Here is a 17,351-nt window from a genome sequence, read left to right as displayed (position 1 = left end):
CATGAAGCATGAAAGTGGTTTACCCTTTGCAATTGACAGATCCGTTGGCAAGGACGAACAACAAAGCGTTGTCTTCTATGGCACGCGTCCCTTTATTCAAGCTGGTGAACTCAATGAGGTTCAAACCATCATAAGGGGACGGCATAACCGTTTGGGGCGCCTTGTGGCTAAAGAAGGCGACCGCGTGGAACGGGCTGATGCTTTTGTCAATAAAGATACGAGGACCGTCACATTAACAGATGGCAAGATCTATATCGCCGGCGATATCTTTCCGGTCTCACAAGCCGTTCTCAATAATGTTTCCATGATTGGACGCTTGGAAATCGGTGTGAAGCTGCAAAAAAAGTGGGTAACCCATGAGGATGATCCAGAACTGTTGGGGCAAGTCCCTGGCACCTTGGCAGAAGGAGAGCCTGGTGCCGCACGCGAAACCGCACAACTTGTTTGGGCTCTGAAAGAAGATAACCAGCAAGGGACTTTCTTTCCTGTTTATATCTTACAAGATGGTGTTCTGATTGATCAAAAATCCCCCTCACTGCTTGAACCCGCCATGCAAGCCATTGCTACTTACGACCGTGCGCATGGGCATTATATCGTGAATGGCTGCCGTGTCACAGCCCTTGGAAAAGAGGGACAAAATCAAGTGTTTAGCATTCAAGAAGGGGAAGCCAATATCAATGGCTTTAAACGCAAGCGCTTAGCGGCTTTACGCCATGAAGAGCCAGAAGATTTTTCGACAAGCGTTGTTCCAAGCGAAACCCATATTTTTGCACCTCCAAAAGGACAAACAAGCTTTACCTTTCAACCCTATTACTTTCCCATTGCCGATATTCAATCTCTTTTACTGACAAAGGAGAAAACCGTTAACGTCACCCGTGGTGCGATTGCCGCAGGGCGTGATGGTGTCCCTGATAAAAGCATCACTTCTTTCATCAAAGTCATTCAAGGAAGCAAGGAATTTAAAGAAGGCACAGATTTTAAAAAAACCGGAGACACCATTGATTGGGCGCCGGTGGGAGACGAGCCTTTACCTGGCAGTACTTATGAGGTGACTTATCGCTATCATGCGCGGGTGAGTGCCGATAAAGTGACAGCGCAGGAAATTACCGTCTCAGGTGGGGCTGAGGGGGGTGATATTATCGTCAGTTATACTTATAAATTGCCGCGTATTGACCGCATAGGTTTCAATACAGGGGGCAATGTGGTTTATATCAAGGGGATTTCTTCAGACCAACCTATGGCACCAAGTGTTCCTGATGATGTCTTATCCCTTGCAACCATCACCAACAATTGGCTTGAAACACCACTTGTGGTCAATGATGGCACACGGGTTGCCCCCTATGATGAGATGTGGCGTTATTTTCAACGGGTGCTTTCGCTTGACCGGTTGATGCAGTTAGAGCGCATTAAAAGCAATGTCGACTCTAAAGAACCTGTTGCCAAAAAAGGCATGTTTGCCGACCCTTTTCTGGATGACTCTTACAGAGATGAAGGCTTTCAACAAACCGGGGCTGTTGGCAACGGCATTTTGCAGCTTGCCATTGATCCAACATTCTACACTGCTCCTTTGAAAACGCCCGTCACCCTTGACTGGACAAATGAAGTGATCATTGCGCAAGAATTGACAACGGCTTGCGAAAAAATCAATCCTTATCAAAATTTTGCACCCCTGCCTGGTACAGTCACCCTCACACCCGCAACAGATTTTTGGCATGTCCAGCGCACCGATTGGCTCTCGAGCGTCACCAATCAACTCAATATGGGCTGGAACCGTGGCAGAACTATCCGTAACACAGAAGTGCGTGATGACCTCATCAGTGCAACCCAAGAGAAAATCGCTTTCTTAAGACAAATTACCCTTTCCTTCAAAATTGAAGGCTTTGGCAACGGGGAAAGACTAGAGAGCCTCACCTTTGATGGTGTGAATGTCTTGCCGAATAATTACCTTTTTGCCAATTTCCATGGCACCATTGAAGGCAGTTTTAAGATACCTCAAAACATCACTGCTGGCACAAAAAATGTCGTAGCACGGGGGAGAGGTGGAACAATCGCGACAGGGCTTTTTACCGGTCAAGGTGTGATTGATGTCAAAGTGATGCGGCGCACCACCACGGTGAAGATATGGACGCAAGTGGACCCACAAGCGCAGGTCTTTACCCCTGATGAAACACGGCAAATAACGGGGATTGACTTTCATCTGTGCAAAATCGGTAATCAAAACCATGATCTGGTGGTTGATTTGGTCACCACAGAAAACGGTTATCCGACCGCCGATATTCAAGCGCAAAGCTTTTATTCTATGAAGGGCGCAAAGCTAGGGTGGGCAGAGGCACGCTATGATGTACCACTCCTTATCCCTGATGACCGCTTAACGGCTTTCGTTATCAAGACAGATGATGCTGATCATTCTGTTTCACTGGCAAAGCTTGGGGATTTTGATACAGAACACCAAAGGTACGTCTCAAGTCACCCTTACGTGACCGGTCCCCGCTTTTCTTCTGTCAATGCGCAGAGCTGGACCGCCCATCAAGATGAGGCTTTAGCCTTTCGAGTGCTTGCAGCGCGTTACACACAAACAGAAAAAACCATTGATCTTGGCACTTTTGATCTTGTTGATTGCTCTGATTTGCAAGTGCGTGCAGCCATTGAATTGCCTTCAAGCGATTGTTCTGTCATCTTTGAAATTGAAAGAAACAACGGCACAGTTTATCAACTCCTGCCCTTTCAATTGCTCAGCCTTACCGAATATATCAGTGAAAAGGTAAAGCTTCGCGCTATTCTCAAAGGCACCGAAAAGCTCTCCCCTATCTTGTTTGCGCCTGTTCAATTGATTGCGGGGAAAATTCATAAAACAGCTACTTATGTTACCCGTGCTTTTGCTTTTGGGGAAAAGGCAAGGTTAACGAGCTATATCAAAACATTTTTACCGGGCGGTGCAACCTTTACTTGCGAGATGCAGCTGGATGATGGTGCTTTTGTCCCTCTCACATTAGACGAAACAGAGCAGTTATCCGAACCTCTTTGGACAGAACGAAAATTTGTGAGCAGTGACAAAACAGCCAAACAAGCGCGCCTCAAACTCACGCTTACCGGTGGACCAGCAGCGCGTTCCATGGTGTGTGATTTTGGCGCCGGCATATTGTGATGGGAGAAAACATATGGAAAAAACCAAAAAGCTACAGATGGAATTGCCAAAAGAAGGACGCTTTATCAGTTCTGAATTTCCAATTTTGCGGGAAAATTTGACCAAAATTGATCAAGCCATTTGGGAAGTTGAGGAAAAGGTAGAGGGAAAAGCGCCTTCAAAACACACGCATAGCATAAGTGAAGTCACAGATCTTGAAGCAGCCCTTAAGGCCAAGATGGCAGCGGATAAAACCTTCACTTTTGCTGATTTAAGTGATATCGAGGGCGCTAAGGACGCCGCCAACAATTATGTTCTCTACAAATCAAGCAATAATAACTTCACCTTTGGTAGTGCCGTCTCACTGTTGGGCGCACACAAACATAAACCCGATGATATTGTTGGTTTGGATGACTTTAAAGCCAAAATCAACGAAGATCTCACAGCCTATGGTCGCCTAAAACAAGCCAATGAATGGCAGAATTATAACAAGTTTACCAGCAAAGTTACCATGAGTGGTGGGTTAGAACTGTTGGGTAATTCGTCACTAAATCTCACCCATAATGGTGAAGTGGTCACAAGTTTAAGCACAACGGAAAGCAAGCTTAAAGGACCGCTTAAAGTCGATGGTGAAGCTGTTTATACCAAGTCACAAGTAGATAAATTAATAGCTTCATTAGTCAAAAAACCTGTCGAAATTCTTATGACACAAAGCGGGCCTATACCCTTTCCTGAAGGTGTTAGCGATGACACAAATGTAGAAATATGGGCGTGGGGTGGTGGAGGAGGCGGTGGAGATGGAGCTAGAATCACAAATAACATCAAACCAAATAATTTTGGCGGCGGCGGTGGAGGTGGTGCTCAAAGTGTGCTGGTGAAAACAAAAGTCTCTGAGCTTAAAAAATCAACGACAGTGCAAATCGGTCGTGGTGGTCGTGGTGGCAGTAATAGTAAATATGGGTACGCAGGTGGAAACACACTGATTGGAAATATTATGACTGCGTTTGGTGGAGCCGGAGGCGGTGGGGGTGCTGACGGTGCTGGCGGCACTCCTTCTTTCAGAGGAGGTCGTGGTGGTGATAGTAGCTCGCGTGGTTTTAACGGCTTGGGAGGTTATATTTTTTCTGGCGGCGGCGGTGGAGGTGGCGGAAGTGGCCACGGTGGAAGCTCTGTTTTTGGAGGTGGCGGTGGCGGCGGTGCTGGTGCTTATAATGGAGCAGGTGGTCATGGTGGTGAAAGTGAAAAAGGTGGTAATGGTGGTCACGGCTGTAAAGGTAGTGGTGAAGGCGGCGGCGGGGGCGGCGGATATTCCAATGGGAATGATGGTGGAATTAATTGTGGCGGTAGCGGTGGCGACGGAGCTATCTTGTTGAAATTTTTTATCTAGGAGTACTTGATGGAATATGCAGTTGTTGAAAATGGTGTGGTAACGAACATTATCGTAGCTTCAGAAGATTATGTTCATGCCTTTGATGGTGAAGCCATCCCCTCACATGAAGCGCAAATTGGCTGGACTTATAAAGACGGATTGTTCTCTCCTCCCCTGTTGGATGAAAGCACAAAACAGCTTTCATCCACTGACAGGGCAGAAACAGACGCACCCGTAGAGCCTGTAAAAGAACCGCAAGAGAAAGACGACCAAGTCTAAGCTATACGAGCAATGCTTGTATAAGAACTTAAAGGCTTGTATGATTTTCTTTTTTTTAAGTCTTTTTAAAAGCCCTTTAAAGTTTTTTTTGACTGACAGTGTCAGGCTTATGAGAGAGTGTAGATGATTGTTATGGTCTCTTCATTAATTTGGAGAGCAAGATGGCAACAGAATTTAATCATGGGATTCGCATTATAGAGGCAGGTGAGGATTCCCGTCCTTTAGCAACATTTGATCAGAGCGCTATAGGTGCGGTTGTTACAGCCCCTGATGCTGATCCGCAAGTTTTTCCCCTCCATGAACCCGTGCTACTCTTCACACATGAGACAGACAAACTCCAAAAGCTCGGGACAAGAGGCACAGCTCTTGATGTCATTCATGCCGTGTGTGCACAAGGGATCGAAGCGCAAATTGTTCTTGTGCGTGTGGAAGAAAAATCGACCATTGCTGAGACACAAGCCGAGATGGTGGGATCAAATGCTGGCCTGACCGGTGTGCATGCGCTAAAACATGCACGTGGCCATTTAGGGGTAGAGCCTGGGATTTTGTTAGCACCGGCTTATAGTGCTGGACGCCTTGAGAATGGTAAAAATCCCGTAGCAGACGCCTTGGAGCAAGTGGCAGAAAAGCTGCAAGCGATTGCGGTTTTTGATACGGGTGGTAAAAATACGGAAGAAAGCCTTGCCTTTCGAGCGGATTTTTCCTCACGCTTTTGTTATCTGATTGATCCCTTTGTACGGGTGGCAAATGTTGAGGGGGGGTGGAGCATAAAACCGGCAAGTCCTTTTGCAGCAGCGATGTTTCTCAAACGCGATAAGCAAAGGGGCGGTGTTTTTTGGTCGCCTTCCAACCAAGATGTCAAAGGCATTTTAGGCACGGCGCGCCCTATTAGCTATTTTGATGGCGAAATTGATCATGAGGCAAATCGTCTCAACCAAGCCGATATTGCTACCTTTATTCCAGCACGGCTGAGCCAAAATGCGCATTTAAATAATTCTGTGGGACAAATAGCTGCTAATGGACGCATTCTATGGGGTAACCATACCACTTCCAGTGATCCACTTTGGCGCTTTGTCAATGTTGTGCGCACCCGTGCGGCACTAGAAAAAACCATCATTAACAATTTCCGCCCTTGGGCCAATGACGAAAACCTCACCGGTCAACATGTCATTGCTATTACGCGCAGCCTCACACAGTTTCTTGATGATCTGATTGCGCGCGGTGCCCTGCTAGGTGGGCGTGTTTGGTTTGACCGTGATTTAAATTCCAACAGCACTTTGCAATTGGGAAAGTTGCGGGTCGAGTTTGATGCGGAAGAAGTCCCTCCTCTGGAAAACTTAAGTTTCGGCAGCCGGCGCAATAGCGCTTATTTTAACCGTCTTTCTGAAGATATCCAAAAGAAAATGACTTATGCATTTGGCGATACGCTTGAGAGCTATCGCAAAGCAGCAAGGAGTTAGAGCATGACTTTACGCATTGTACGCGGTTTTACCCTGATTGTTGATGATGATGTCAATCTTCACCTCGATCTTGAGACGCTGAAACTGCCCACGTTAGAAGAAATCACAGAAACCTATCAACCAGGTGGTTCTGATCTGCAAATTGATGTTGCTGGTCTTGGTGTGAAAGCTTTGAGCATGCAAATGAAAATCCGCAGCCACACCCCCGAAATTATCGGCATCTTTGGTGGTCCTCCTGGGCTTCGTCATAAATTTACAGGCAAAAAACATGTGGTGTCTGAAGAAGATGGGCGTGAGCATGAACATTCCATTGATGTCACAGGGCGCTTGGTCAAAGTGGATAGCGAAGGCTTAACGGCTGGGAAAGCTACAGGCTATGATTGCGAGATTAAAAATATTTGGGACTATACGGAGTTTTGGGATGGTGCTGTGCTGCATCGCTTTTCTTTTAAACGAGGCGGTTGGCTTGTACGCAACGGGCAAGAGATCGGTGGGCGTCGCCGCTCTATTCTCAATTTATAGGAATTGATTATGACAAGTTTACAAACCAGCCTTGATGTGGAATTAGCTGTTCCACTTCTTTATCAGGACAAAGACGGCAAAGAAACTCTCTGCAAGAAACTGACCTTTTATCGCCCGACTTTCAAACATGCCAAGCAATTAGCCGTTCTGATTGGACCGCAGTTTATAGAATTGCTTTCTCCTGAATTTGGCGAGCAGAAAACACTTACCAATGATGTTCTCATCAGCAAGCTTTTTAAAGCAGTGCTGACCAGTGAGGCGACAGAAGGTATCACAGCGCTTTTAGCCGATATGTCGCATGAATCGGTTGAACTGATTGATCGTGTGGATGTTGTTGATATTATCGCGATATTGAAGGCTTTTTTTGCTTTTTTTATGGAACGCCAATCCTCTTTGCCGGACAATTTGCAGCTGAATTAGCGCTCTATTATCACTGGGCGCCTTCAGAGATCAACCAGATGGATTGGCTGGAAGTTGTTTCCTCTCGCAGCGAATTAGCACGCCTTAAAAGCCAAGAATATGAACACCACATGTTGGGATAAGGAGCTGTCATGGATGTTTCTCTTGTTGTGCGTTTTGTTAAACATCTGCAAGAAGGAATAGCCTCTGCTAAGCGGGATCTTCAAGCCTTTAGTTCAGATGTTGCGCATTTGCAAAACAAGACAAGGCAGGACTTTAAAAATTGGTTTGATCCTAAACATCTTGAGGATGCAACAAGAAATGCGGAAACTGCTTTTAGCCATGCACGTGGGCGCATGGTGGGAACCATTGACCAAACGGCAACATTAATTGCACCGCTTTATAAAGCCATGCAGTTTGACCAATCGATGAAAGGCTTGGAAAAGGTTCTCGATGCCCCTTTTCATCGTTTAAAGGAATTGCGTCGTTTTGCACTTGAGACCTCAACAAAAATTCCGCTCGCAGCGCGTGAAGTTTTGGAACTGATGACCAGTGCCAGCCAAGCAGGCATTGGCGAACAAGATCTAGAAGCTTTTAGCATTTATGCTGCCAAAGCAGCTGTGGCGTTTGATATGACCGGTGATCAGATTGGTGAACGCTTTGCCAAATTGCGCAATGTCTTTAAGCTGAATCAAGCAGGCATTGAAGATTTAGGTGATGCCATCAATCATCTCTCTAACCACATGGCGGCTAAGGCAAGTGAAGTGTCTGATTTTACCAATCGTGCCACCGGTGCTGCTACCATGTTTAAACTCACCGCGCGCGAAACGGCAGCTTTTGGTACGGCGATGATTTCTGCTGGGATTGCACCTGAGAGCGCTGCGCGTGGTTTTAATGCGATGAGTGCCCGCATTCAGGCAGGAGGTAAGCATATTGAAGAGGCATTTGCCAATATTGGGCTTTCCCGCAAAAAATTTATGCAAGATCTGGATAAAGATGCCACCGGTACCTTGGTACGCTTTTTTGATGTTTTAGCCAAATCCGAACAGGGGATGCGCTCCTTGATTGCCATTGCTGGGCAGGATTTTACTGGTGATTTTGCCAAATTGGTTGGCAATCCAGAATTGTTAGGGCAAGCTTTAGAATATGTGAAAGATCCACAAGTCTTTAAAGGCTCAGTAGAGCAAGAGGCAGACAAACAAGCAACCGGTGCCATCAGGCAATTTGAACTTTTGCAAAACCGTATCGTGGCTTTGGGCATTACCATTGGTGAAGTCTTATTGCCTCCTGTCAACAGTTTGATGGAAAGTGTTGGCAATTTTACCAATGGGTTGATGGCATGGGCCAATGCGCATCCAGCCTTAACAAGCGCCATCATCAAAACCATTGCTGCTCTGATGGCTTTTAATATTGCTTTGCGCGTGTTGCGCTTTACCATGGCTGGCACACGCCTCGGGCTTCTTCAATTGCTAGGTTCTTTTATCAATCTTGGCAAATTCAGTCGCACTCTTGCGACAAGTTGGCGAGGCTTAGCAGCTTCGGGGCGTTCGCTTGGAATCATGGCGGCAAGTATTGGTGGCAGTGCGCTGCGTCTTTTGCGGCCGATGACATTACTCGTAGCTTCTTTTCGCGGGCTTATGATCTCAGGTTCTGCATTTGCTGCCGCTTTTGGATGGATAGGGACAGCGATAGAAGTGTTTGCTGCTGGCATAGCTTCTGCTGTCGGTGCTGTTTTTAGCCCGATAGGGGCGCTCATTGCTGCTGTTGTGGCGGTGATCCTTGCTACCTGTTTTGTTTTATGGAAATATTGGGACCGTTTTTCTTCTTTTGTCAAAGGTTTTGCACGGGGGTTGGCACGCGCTTTTGGTCGTGCCTTTGAAGCCGTCATGCGCTTTTTTGGTGCTGATACCGCAATCATCACCAAATGGAAAAACATCATTGCTGCTGCTTTCGATTTCTCTGAACATTGGCAAAAGTTCAAACAAGGGCTTGGCGCTGTTGGCAGTTGGTTTGGCAATGTGTGGGAGGGTTTTAAGCAAAGTCTCTCCAGTTTTTGGGGGTGGTTGGGGAGCTTTTTTACACAGGAAAAGCTCTCTGATGATGCCAAGGCTGGCGTGGAACAAGCAGGGGAAGACTTGGCCAATTGGATTGTTGATGGCTTTATGGTACCCATCACAAAGTTGAAGGATTTTTTTCAATCTTTGCCAAGCCGTATCAGAGAATGGATTGGCAGCATTGATTTATCAGACCTCTTTCATTTGCCAAGTTGGTTTGGCGGCAAAACATCCATTCAACCCATTGCACAATTTGCCGGGGCTGGTCATGCAAACTCTCCTTTAACAGAACAAAGAGAGAAAGACCGCACCACCACCTCTCACACTCAAAATGTTACGGTGCATGTCAATGGTGCTCGTGATCCTGTTGCTACCGGTCATGCGGTAAGTCACGCCATTCAACGGGCACGCGCTAATGCTCTGCATGGGGGAACAGAATGAGGGGAGGGAAGTCATGAGAGATCCTTTGATGATGTTAGGTCCGCATCAATTTTATGTGGACTGGCTGAATTTCCAATCCTTTGAAGAAGAGTTTTCTGCCTCATGGGTTTGCCTAGAGCGTTTTGGCAGATCCCCCAGTTTGCAATTTACTGGCTATGGCAATGATGCAAAGACCATCCATGGCGTTTGGTTCCCAGAAGAATTTGGTGATCGTGTAGCCATTGATGCCATTACCACAACTATCAAAAGAGCAAAGCCGGTCCAGATGCTTCGTTGGATCAATGATACGAGCTATAGTGTCCTTCTCCATGGACCAGTGGTGATTACCAGTATCACTAAAGACCACGACTTTATCAGTGGCTCTGGTCAATCACAGCGCATTCGCTATTCCATCAGTCTTTTGCCCTTTTTTGATGGCGGAAAACCACAAGGACAATATCAGGTGGGACAATACCAAGTGGGACAAACTCCATGAAGATACCAGAAAAGCATGTTGTTGTAGAGCTAGAGGACATGAGTCTCGATCTCCTATGCTTTCACCATGCCATGGCTGTGTTAGGAGATCGCACGCGGGCTGGGTTACTGAGTGGTTATCTAGAAGCCACCTTGGAAGCCAATCCGGGTATTGCAGGATATGGTATTCTTTTACCGTTGGGTTTAACTGTTGTTCTGCCTGAATTTGCACTTCACAATCCCCAAAGTACGGTGACACGGTTATGGGATTAATGCGGACATACCCCTTTATTGTGGTCAAGGTGGGAGACAAACCTGTTCACGCGGTTTTTTACCAGCGTCTGTTAAGTGCAACCATTACCGATCATGCCGGCAATCAAGCCGATACATTCGAGGCAGAGTTTGATGATGGTAACAATGATTTAGAGGTTCCACAGAGCAATAGTACACTCCAGGTGATCTTTGGCTATGAGAACAGCATTAGTGCATTTATGGGGTGTTTTGTTGTCGAATCGGTTGTGAGTTGTGGGGGCAGCGCTGGAGAGATTTTGCGCCTTTGTGGCAAAAGCGCTTCTATGCGTGGGGAAATCAAAGAACAGATGAGTGAACATTTTGACCATAAAACCATTGGTGAGATTGTCGAGACACTCGCCAAACGCCATGGCTATCAAGCAAAGGTCAGTCCAGAATTTTATCAACACTCTTTGCCTTATGTGGTGCGCACGGACCAATCGAGTGTTGATTTTTTAACCCGCCTTGCAGACCGCATGCAGGCGCGTTTTTTAATCAAAGACAATAAGTTTTTATTTTTAAGCGGAGATAACTTACCAGCACTAGAGCTTCATAAGCACGACTGTTCCAGTTGGGAATTTACCATTGAGCCACGCACGCAATACGGCACCATTGAAGCTTCTTATTTTGATCGCTCCCAAGGGCAACAATGCCAAGTCAAACATCAGACAGGGTTTAGCGGTCCGGTGCGGCGACTCCGCTGTTGCTATCCATGTAAGGAAGAGGCTCTGGCTGCTGCCGCATCAGAATCAGACCGACTTTGCCGTGCTGTGGGAAGCGGTTCTTTGTCGCTTGCGGGGCGCCCAGAAATCATGGCCGACCAACCTCTCTTGTTGCAAGGGTTTAGGGCTGAAATCGATGGTCCATGGAAAGCCGCTACCGTCACTCATCGTTATGACAAACAAAGCGGATATACAACAGAAATCACCCTAGAAGCACCAAAGAAGGGAAAGGAAAGTAACAAAGAATAGAAGTTGGTGGAAACAGATCACCAAAGAAGCAAGTTAAACCTTCGATTGGTTGTGAAGCACTCTTAGATTCAAAGTGTAAAGTTTGCACTTTTTAGGAGAGGAGAAAAAGGTTCATGAAAGGGGCTTTAAATGGCCTTTGAAAGGTCTTTGAAGATCCTTTGAGAACTCCTTAAAAATCCTTTGAAAAAAAATGAATTGCTGCAAAACATAGTGGCAAATGATGCAAAACCTGGCGTCAAGCTACAATGAAGAGAAAAGATGCATTAAAGGGTCTTTAAATAACCTTTGAAAGACCTTTGAAGACCCTTTGAGAACCCCTTAAAAATCTTTTGAAAAAAATAAATTGGTACAAAAACTAGTGGCAAAATATACAAAACCCGCTGGCAAGCTACACCCGAACTTTTATCTACGCATCCCGTACCTTAAAAAAGATTATAAAGAATCAATAAGTTATATGTTGGTAAAGTTTGGATGGCGGAGGGGGTGGGATTCGAACCCACGGTACAGTCTCCTGCACGCCGGTTTTCAAGACCGGTGCCTTAAACCGCTCGGCCACCCCTCCAAACTGAGTATGCCTTTTTACAAAGTTCTTACAAAAGGTCAATCATTTAAATGTGTTTCTAAATGTTTTTTATAAAATTATTTGAGGGGCAATCAAAAAATAATTCCTATTCCACTTTGTTATTTCAGAATAATGTACGCAACTTATTCATATTTTTACCGTGTTTTCCTGCCTTGCGTATGTCACGCTTGAATTGTCAGTATATTAGATGCCTAAGTCCTTAAACAACGCCTCGGCATTTTCAAATACTTTATTTTTCCTCATCTAGTTCCTTGATAGCTTTGCGTGTTGTGCTATTGGGTACTTTGATGTCAAAAGGTAAGCGACCTTCTTCAGCTACACGCAAAAATGTCATGCGGATGAGATCTGATGCACTTAACCCCATACGTTTTAGAGTGGTCATTGCTTGTTTTTTCATTGCAGTAGGAATACGAGCGCGAACAACGGAATCAGCTTTCATGGTAGTTTCCCCATTTATTAACTTTATATTATAATGTAGCTACATTATAGCCTCAAGTCAATTTTTTAGAACTAGAAACACCTTAGACGTTTGGCATGGTTAAAAACGCCCTGAAAAGAAGTCCTGATTTCCAATATATTTTAAGAAGAAAAACTAAAAATTTCTGCTAGAATCACAATGAACATTCTTTTTCTAACAGGAGTTTTTAAACTGCTAACATCATTTTACGTAAACTTCGCATTGATCACTCCGAACGTCTCTTAGAGATGGCTAAGAAATTAGATATATCTGTAGCGTTTTTAGCTTCTGTAGAGATTGGCAAAAAGCTTGTTCCGGTGGGAATGGAGGAAAAGATCATAAAGCTTTATGGTTTAGATAAAGCTATAGCTTCTCTCTTTAAAAAAGAAGCCTATTTTTGTCGAAAAAGAATCATAATAAAGCCTTCTACTCCGTTGCAACGTGAAACTGTTGTTGCGTTTATGAGACTTTTAGATGGCTTACATCAAGAAGCGTTAGCAGACTTCAAAGAAACATTAGAAACATTGTGCGAAGCGTGCTTTATAGAGAAATGTTAGAAAATCCTATTCCCTTAACTTTACTCTGGCATCCCTCACAGTAAAAAACACATGAAGTATCAACAACTTAATAGGAATATAAAACTATATGGTGGGCGATGAGAGACTCGAACTCCCGACATCCTCGGTGTAAACGAGGCGCTCTACCAGCTGAGCTAATCGCCCAATGTAATGATCAGCAACTGAATGGGCACTCTTTAAGGAAATTTTTTTCCAAACGCAAGAGTAAAGATGTTATTTGATGATTTTTTAAAAAAATGCATAAGCCTGCTTGACATAAACGCATGAACCCCTTACACGACCGCTTGTGCCAATTAGTAAATTGGTTCACAAGAAGTGCGCGGGTGTAGCTCAGTTGGTTAGAGTGCTGGCCTGTCACGCCGGAGGTCGCGGGTTCGAGCCCCGTCACTCGCGCCATTTTGTAATTCCCTCGTGGAATTTCTACTTTTTAAACCTAAATATCTCACTTATAGTCCATATAGCTGCTAAAGCATAAGTTTTAGGTTGATTCCTAGCATATAACTTTTGTTCCTTTTTATGTGGTTTGTAAGAATAGTGCTTGCGTCTTTCTTTGCTCTGCGTTACCTATGCCGGTAAGAAAATGACGCCCGACATGCCCTTGAAGCAGTGCGAGCAGAATTAACAGAACGGTTATTGGGATTTGCCTGTTTGATCTAACAATGTTGAATGATTACTTTATTCAGGCACTTCATTAAGGTGGAAAAGGTTTATGACTGATTTATTGAGTTCTTATTTACCGGTCTTAATCTTTATTATTGTTTCGGCAGTTATTTCTGGGGTTCTTTTAATTATGCCTTACATCGTGGCTTATCGTTCTCCAGATCCTGAAAAATTATCGGCTTATGAATGTGGATTTAATTCGTTTAATGATGCACGCATGAAGTTCGATATTCGTTTTTATTTGATATCGATTTTGTTTATTATTTTTGATCTTGAAGTTGCTTTTCTTTTTCCTTGGGCGGTTTCATTTGGCTCGATAGGTATGTTTGGTTTCTGGTCAATGATTATATTCTTGGCACTTTTGACTGTTGGATTTATGTATGAATGGAAAAAGGGAGCTCTTGAATGGGATTAATATCTAGCAATTCAATGGTGACTGCTCCAAAAACAAAAGGGATTATTGATCCCAATACCGGTAAGTTGATAGGTTCTGACGATGGATTTTTCTGTGATATTAATGCTGAATTATCGGATAAGGGCTTTTTAGTTACTTCGGCTGATGCTTTGATTACTTGGGCGCGTACCGGTTCTTTAATGTGGATGAGTTTTGGTTTGGCTTGTTGTGCTATCGAAATGATGCAATGTTCAATGCCTCATTATGATAATGAGCGTTTTGGATATGCACCACGTGCTTCACCCCGTCAGTCCGATGTGATGGTAGTGGCTGGTACTCTAACAAATAAAATGGCACCTGCTTTAAGGAAAGTTTATGATCAGATGCCTGAACCGCGTTATGTGATTTCTATGGGATCATGTGCAAATGGTGGTGGATATTACCATTATTCTTATTCGGTTGTGCGTGGCTGTGACCGTATTGTGCCTGTGGATATTTATGTTCCAGGCTGTCCTCCTACGGCAGAAGCATTGCTATATGGTATATTATTGTTGCAAAAGAAAATCCGTCGTACCGGATCTATAGAGCGATAGGGAGCTTTTGTTGTTGATGAGTGAGATATTGGGAGAACTTTCTTCCTATTTGAAAAACAAATTAGGAGATAAACTTGAAGAAACTGTTCTTGCATTTGGCGAATTGACCATTGTATCGCGTCTTGATGCAATCGCGGATGTCTTAATGTTTGTTCGTGATGATTCTCGCTGTCAGTTTATCAATATTACGGACATTAGTGGTGTTGATTATCCTTCTCGTGATAAACGTTTTGATGTCTCTTATCAGTTATTATCTCCTCGTCATAATTTACGGTTGCGTGTTAAAGTGCGTACTGATGAAAATACTCCCGTTGCTTCCGCTTGCTCGATTTATCCTGGAGCAGAATGGTATGAGCGTGAGACGTACGATATGTATGGAATTTTATTTTCAGGTCATCCGGATTTAAGGCGAATCTTAACTGATTATGGGTTTGAAGGGCATCCTCTACGCAAAGATTTCCCTGTGACGGGATTTGTTGAATGCCGTTATGATAATGAAGCAAAGAGGGTGATTTATGAGCCTGTTGTTTTGCGACAAGAAATGCGTAATTTTGATTTTCTTTCTCCTTGGGAGGGTGCTCAATATGTTTTTCCATGTGATGAAAAAGCAGATAGTGAAAAATGATATTGGAGCTGATAAAGTATGGTATTAGTAATAAAACTCTTAAATAATTTATTTGTTTTCAATGTGATAAGAGTTTTTATTAAGGTTTGATATAAAGTTTGTTTTAAAAAAAACAAGGGGTTAATTGTGGCTGAGGTCAATGTTCGAAACTTTAATATCAATTTTGGTCCGCAGCATCCTGCAGCGCATGGAGTTTTGCGCATGGTTCTGGAATTGGACGGTGAAGTTGTTGAGCGTGTAGATCCCCATATTGGGCTGTTGCATCGCGGTACTGAAAAATTAATGGAGACAAAAACCTATCTTCAAGCGGGTCCTTATCTAGATCGTTTGGATTATGTTGCTCCTATGAATCAGGAGCATGCTTTTGTTCTTGCCATTGAAAAATTATTGGGTGTTGAGGTGCCCAAACGAGGGCAATTAATACGTGTTTTGTTTTCAGAAATTGGGCGTATTCTTAATCATTTACTTAATGTAACAACGCAGGCAATGGATGTTGGTGCTTTGACACCACCACTTTGGGGGTTTGAGCAACGTGAAAGATTAATGATTTTTTATGAGCGTGCGTGTGGTGCGCGTCTTCATGCAAATTATTTTCGTCCTGGTGGTGTGCACCAAGATTTACCAGAATCTTTAGTTGAGGATATTGGTAATTTTATTGATCCATTTCTTGTTGCTCTTGGTAAACTTGATGCACTTATAACTCCAAATCGGATTTTTAAGCAGCGTAATGTGGATATTGGCGTGGTAAGTATTGATGAAGCTTGGGCACGTGGCTTTTCTGGTGTTATGATCCGTGGAGCTGGTGTGCCATGGGATTTACGTAAAAGCCAGCCTTACGAATGTTATGAAGAAATGGAATTTGATATTCCTATTGGTAAGAATAGTGATTGTTATGATCGTTATCTTATTCGTATGGAAGAAATGCGTCAATCAGCAAAGATTATGCGTCAGTGTGTAGATCGTTTACTTAGTACTGAAAAAAATGGACCGGTTTCAAGCTTGGATCGCAAAATTGTGCCTCCAAAGCGGTGCGAAATGAAAAGTTCAATGGAAGCACTTATTCATCATTTCAAACTTTATACGGAAGGTTTTCATACTCCTCCTGGTGAAGTATATGTTGCTGTGGAAGCTCCAAAGGGTGAGTTTGGTGTTTATCTTGTTTCTGATGGAACGAATAAACCTTATCGTGTTAAATTACGTGCTCCTGGCTTTGCTCATCTTCAAGCTATGGATTTTCTAACCCGAGGTCATATGCTGGCGGATGCTACAGCTATTTTAGGTTCGATTGATATTGTTTTTGGGGAGGTTGATCGCTAATGTCCGTGCGTCGTCTTGCAGATGATGTCTATCAGCCCGCAGAGTTTTCTTTTACAAAAGAAAATCAGATATGGGTGCAAAATACTATAAAGAAATATCCTGTAGAGCGTAAGCAGTCTGCTGTAATTCCATTATTAATGCGTGCTCAAGAGCAAGATGGGTGGGTGACTCGCGCTGCAATTGAGCATATTGCTCAGATTCTTTCTATGGCTTATATTCGTGTTCTAGAGGTTGCAACTTTTTACACTCAGTTTCAGCTCAAACCAGTTGGAACAAAAGCACATATTCAGGTTTGTGGTACGACCCCTTGTATGTTACGTGGTTCTGGTGAATTGATTAAAGTTTGTCAGAAAAAAATTCATCATGAGCCTTTTGTTACCAATCAGGATGGGACATTATCGTGGGAAGAGGTAGAGTGTCTTGGTGCTTGTGTGAATGCTCCGATGGTTATGATTTTTAAAGATACTTATGAAGATCTTACAGCTGAGCGTCTTGAAGAAATTATTGATGCATTTGAATCAGGCAAAGGTTCTGAAATAGTGGTTGGTCCGCAAAGTAGTCGTCAATCATCGGAACCGATTACTGGTTTAACTTCTCTCCTTGATGATGAGAAAGAAAAAAAGAAACCTCTCAAGTCTTCAAAAAAAGATAAGGAAAGAATGGGAACATAGTAAGTATTTTTTCTTGAGAAGATATTTTATTATTCTACCCACGATGGCAACATTTAACGAAAAGTAAGAAGTCTTGACAAGATATTTTAAAATTGCATTTGAGGAAAAGC

The 17,351-nt window shown here is 43.8% G+C and carries 16 protein-coding genes, 3 tRNA genes and 1 pseudogene; 17 read left to right on the top strand and 3 right to left on the bottom strand.

Annotation, left to right across the window (positions count from 1 at the left end; translation table 11 throughout):
* Position 1 precedes the first annotated feature (1 nt).
* The 10 genes from QHG54_RS02120 to QHG54_RS02075 all read left to right on the top strand — a co-directional run bounded on the left by QHG54_RS02120 (position 2) and on the right by QHG54_RS02075 (position 11,363).
* Positions 2-3,145 carry a DUF4815 domain-containing protein gene (locus QHG54_RS02120; protein ID WP_406604358.1) on the top strand — a complete coding sequence of 1,048 codons (3,144 nt, stop codon included), beginning with the start codon at positions 2-4 and terminating at the stop codon, positions 3,143-3,145.
* Between the two features lie 13 nt (positions 3,146-3,158).
* Positions 3,159-4,511 (top strand): Bgr_08870 family protein, encoded by a 1,353-nt coding sequence (locus QHG54_RS02115; RefSeq protein WP_406604357.1) that lies wholly within the window; start codon positions 3,159-3,161, stop codon positions 4,509-4,511.
* Positions 4,512-4,520: 9 nt separating this feature from the next.
* Positions 4,521-4,772, top strand: coding sequence for a hypothetical protein (locus tag QHG54_RS02110; protein WP_406604356.1), 252 nt, complete (start codon positions 4,521-4,523; stop codon positions 4,770-4,772).
* 161 nt (positions 4,773-4,933) lie between these two features.
* On the top strand, positions 4,934-6,232 hold the full coding sequence (locus QHG54_RS02105) for a phage tail sheath C-terminal domain-containing protein (RefSeq protein WP_317993187.1): 1,299 nt from the start codon (positions 4,934-4,936) through the stop codon (positions 6,230-6,232).
* Positions 6,233-6,235: 3 nt separating this feature from the next.
* Complete coding sequence (locus QHG54_RS02100) at positions 6,236-6,754, top strand: phage major tail tube protein (protein ID WP_406604355.1); 519 nt, start codon at positions 6,236-6,238, stop codon at positions 6,752-6,754.
* 9 nt (positions 6,755-6,763) lie between these two features.
* Complete coding sequence (locus QHG54_RS02095; protein WP_317993189.1) at positions 6,764-7,174, top strand: hypothetical protein; 411 nt, start codon at positions 6,764-6,766, stop codon at positions 7,172-7,174.
* 131 nt (positions 7,175-7,305) lie between these two features.
* Entirely contained in the window at positions 7,306-9,648 is a 2,343-nt protein-coding gene (locus QHG54_RS02090; RefSeq protein WP_406604354.1) for a phage tail tape measure protein, read from the top strand.
* A 13-nt stretch (positions 9,649-9,661) separates the two neighbouring features.
* Positions 9,662-10,123, top strand: coding sequence for a phage tail protein (locus QHG54_RS02085; protein ID WP_406604353.1), 462 nt, complete (start codon positions 9,662-9,664; stop codon positions 10,121-10,123).
* Positions 10,120-10,374 carry a tail protein X gene (locus QHG54_RS02080; RefSeq protein WP_317993192.1) on the top strand — a complete coding sequence of 85 codons (255 nt, stop codon included), beginning with the start codon at positions 10,120-10,122 and terminating at the stop codon, positions 10,372-10,374. The genes QHG54_RS02085 and QHG54_RS02080 overlap by 4 nt, the downstream gene beginning before the upstream one ends.
* Positions 10,374-11,363, top strand: coding sequence for a phage late control D family protein (locus QHG54_RS02075; protein ID WP_406604525.1), 990 nt, complete (start codon positions 10,374-10,376; stop codon positions 11,361-11,363). Before QHG54_RS02080 ends, QHG54_RS02075 begins: the two co-directional genes overlap by 1 nt.
* 472 nt (positions 11,364-11,835) lie before the next feature.
* Here the strand turns inward: QHG54_RS02075 and QHG54_RS02070 are convergent.
* Positions 11,836-11,925: transfer RNA gene (locus QHG54_RS02070), tRNA-Ser, on the bottom strand.
* Between the two features lie 204 nt (positions 11,926-12,129).
* Positions 12,130-12,385 (bottom strand): annotated as a pseudogene (locus QHG54_RS02065) (type II toxin-antitoxin system RelB/DinJ family antitoxin).
* Positions 12,386-12,651: 266 nt separating this feature from the next.
* On the opposite strand from QHG54_RS02065, the gene QHG54_RS02060 reads away from it, so the two are divergent.
* On the top strand, positions 12,652-12,960 hold the full coding sequence (locus QHG54_RS02060) for an XRE family transcriptional regulator (RefSeq protein WP_406604352.1): 309 nt from the start codon (positions 12,652-12,654) through the stop codon (positions 12,958-12,960).
* Between the two features lie 89 nt (positions 12,961-13,049).
* Here the strand turns inward: QHG54_RS02060 and QHG54_RS02055 are convergent.
* Positions 13,050-13,125: transfer RNA gene (locus QHG54_RS02055), tRNA-Val, on the bottom strand.
* A gap of 175 nt (positions 13,126-13,300) precedes the next feature.
* Here QHG54_RS02055 and QHG54_RS02050 point away from each other — a divergent pair.
* From QHG54_RS02050 to nuoE, 6 genes are all read left to right on the top strand, one after another.
* Positions 13,301-13,377: transfer RNA gene (locus QHG54_RS02050), tRNA-Asp, on the top strand.
* 313 nt (positions 13,378-13,690) lie between these two features.
* Positions 13,691-14,056, top strand: coding sequence for an NADH-quinone oxidoreductase subunit A (locus tag QHG54_RS02045; protein WP_317993229.1), 366 nt, complete (start codon positions 13,691-13,693; stop codon positions 14,054-14,056).
* Positions 14,047-14,628, top strand: a complete 582-nt coding sequence (locus QHG54_RS02040; protein ID WP_317993230.1) for an NADH-quinone oxidoreductase subunit B family protein — start codon at positions 14,047-14,049, stop codon at positions 14,626-14,628. Before QHG54_RS02045 ends, QHG54_RS02040 begins: the two co-directional genes overlap by 10 nt.
* A 16-nt stretch (positions 14,629-14,644) precedes the next feature.
* A complete protein-coding gene (locus QHG54_RS02035) occupies positions 14,645-15,253 on the top strand; it encodes an NADH-quinone oxidoreductase subunit C (protein WP_317993231.1) in 609 nt (202 codons plus the stop codon).
* Positions 15,254-15,379: 126 nt separating this feature from the next.
* On the top strand, positions 15,380-16,570 hold the full coding sequence (locus QHG54_RS02030) for an NADH-quinone oxidoreductase subunit D (RefSeq protein ID WP_317993232.1): 1,191 nt from the start codon (positions 15,380-15,382) through the stop codon (positions 16,568-16,570).
* Positions 16,570-17,241 carry an NADH-quinone oxidoreductase subunit NuoE gene (gene nuoE / locus QHG54_RS02025; RefSeq protein ID WP_317993233.1) on the top strand — a complete coding sequence of 224 codons (672 nt, stop codon included), beginning with the start codon at positions 16,570-16,572 and terminating at the stop codon, positions 17,239-17,241. Before QHG54_RS02030 ends, nuoE begins: the two co-directional genes overlap by 1 nt.
* Positions 17,242-17,351 lie beyond the last annotated feature (110 nt).

The organism is Bartonella gliris, from assembly GCF_045277155.1.
Lineage (GTDB): Bacteria > Pseudomonadota > Alphaproteobacteria > Rhizobiales > Rhizobiaceae > Bartonella > Bartonella gliris.
Note: the sequence above shows the minus strand (reverse complement) of the source record. Positions and strands in the feature narration are given on the sequence as shown.

Bases quoted from the DNA above. Each gene is read 5' to 3' on its own strand.
- QHG54_RS02045 (WP_317993229.1), top strand. From the start codon at position 13,691: ATGACTGATTTATTGAGTTCTTATTTACCGGTCTTAATCTTTATTATT.
- QHG54_RS02110 (WP_406604356.1), top strand. From the start codon at position 4,521: ATGGAATATGCAGTTGTTGAAAATGGTGTGGTAACGAACATTATCGTA.
- QHG54_RS02085 (WP_406604353.1), top strand. From the start codon at position 9,662: ATGAGAGATCCTTTGATGATGTTAGGTCCGCATCAATTTTATGTGGAC.
- QHG54_RS02120 (WP_406604358.1), top strand. From the start codon at position 2: ATGAAGCATGAAAGTGGTTTACCCTTTGCAATTGACAGATCCGTTGGC.
- QHG54_RS02080 (WP_317993192.1), top strand. From the start codon at position 10,120: ATGAAGATACCAGAAAAGCATGTTGTTGTAGAGCTAGAGGACATGAGT.
- QHG54_RS02075 (WP_406604525.1), top strand. From the start codon at position 10,374: ATGCGGACATACCCCTTTATTGTGGTCAAGGTGGGAGACAAACCTGTT.
- QHG54_RS02115 (WP_406604357.1), top strand. From the start codon at position 3,159: ATGGAAAAAACCAAAAAGCTACAGATGGAATTGCCAAAAGAAGGACGC.
- QHG54_RS02060 (WP_406604352.1), top strand. From the start codon at position 12,652: ATGGCTAAGAAATTAGATATATCTGTAGCGTTTTTAGCTTCTGTAGAG.
- QHG54_RS02040 (WP_317993230.1), top strand. From the start codon at position 14,047: ATGGGATTAATATCTAGCAATTCAATGGTGACTGCTCCAAAAACAAAA.
- QHG54_RS02100 (WP_406604355.1), top strand. From the start codon at position 6,236: ATGACTTTACGCATTGTACGCGGTTTTACCCTGATTGTTGATGATGAT.
- nuoE (WP_317993233.1), top strand. From the start codon at position 16,570: ATGTCCGTGCGTCGTCTTGCAGATGATGTCTATCAGCCCGCAGAGTTT.
- QHG54_RS02105 (WP_317993187.1), top strand. From the start codon at position 4,934: ATGGCAACAGAATTTAATCATGGGATTCGCATTATAGAGGCAGGTGAG.
- QHG54_RS02095 (WP_317993189.1), top strand. From the start codon at position 6,764: ATGACAAGTTTACAAACCAGCCTTGATGTGGAATTAGCTGTTCCACTT.
- QHG54_RS02035 (WP_317993231.1), top strand. From the start codon at position 14,645: ATGAGTGAGATATTGGGAGAACTTTCTTCCTATTTGAAAAACAAATTA.
- QHG54_RS02090 (WP_406604354.1), top strand. From the start codon at position 7,306: ATGGATGTTTCTCTTGTTGTGCGTTTTGTTAAACATCTGCAAGAAGGA.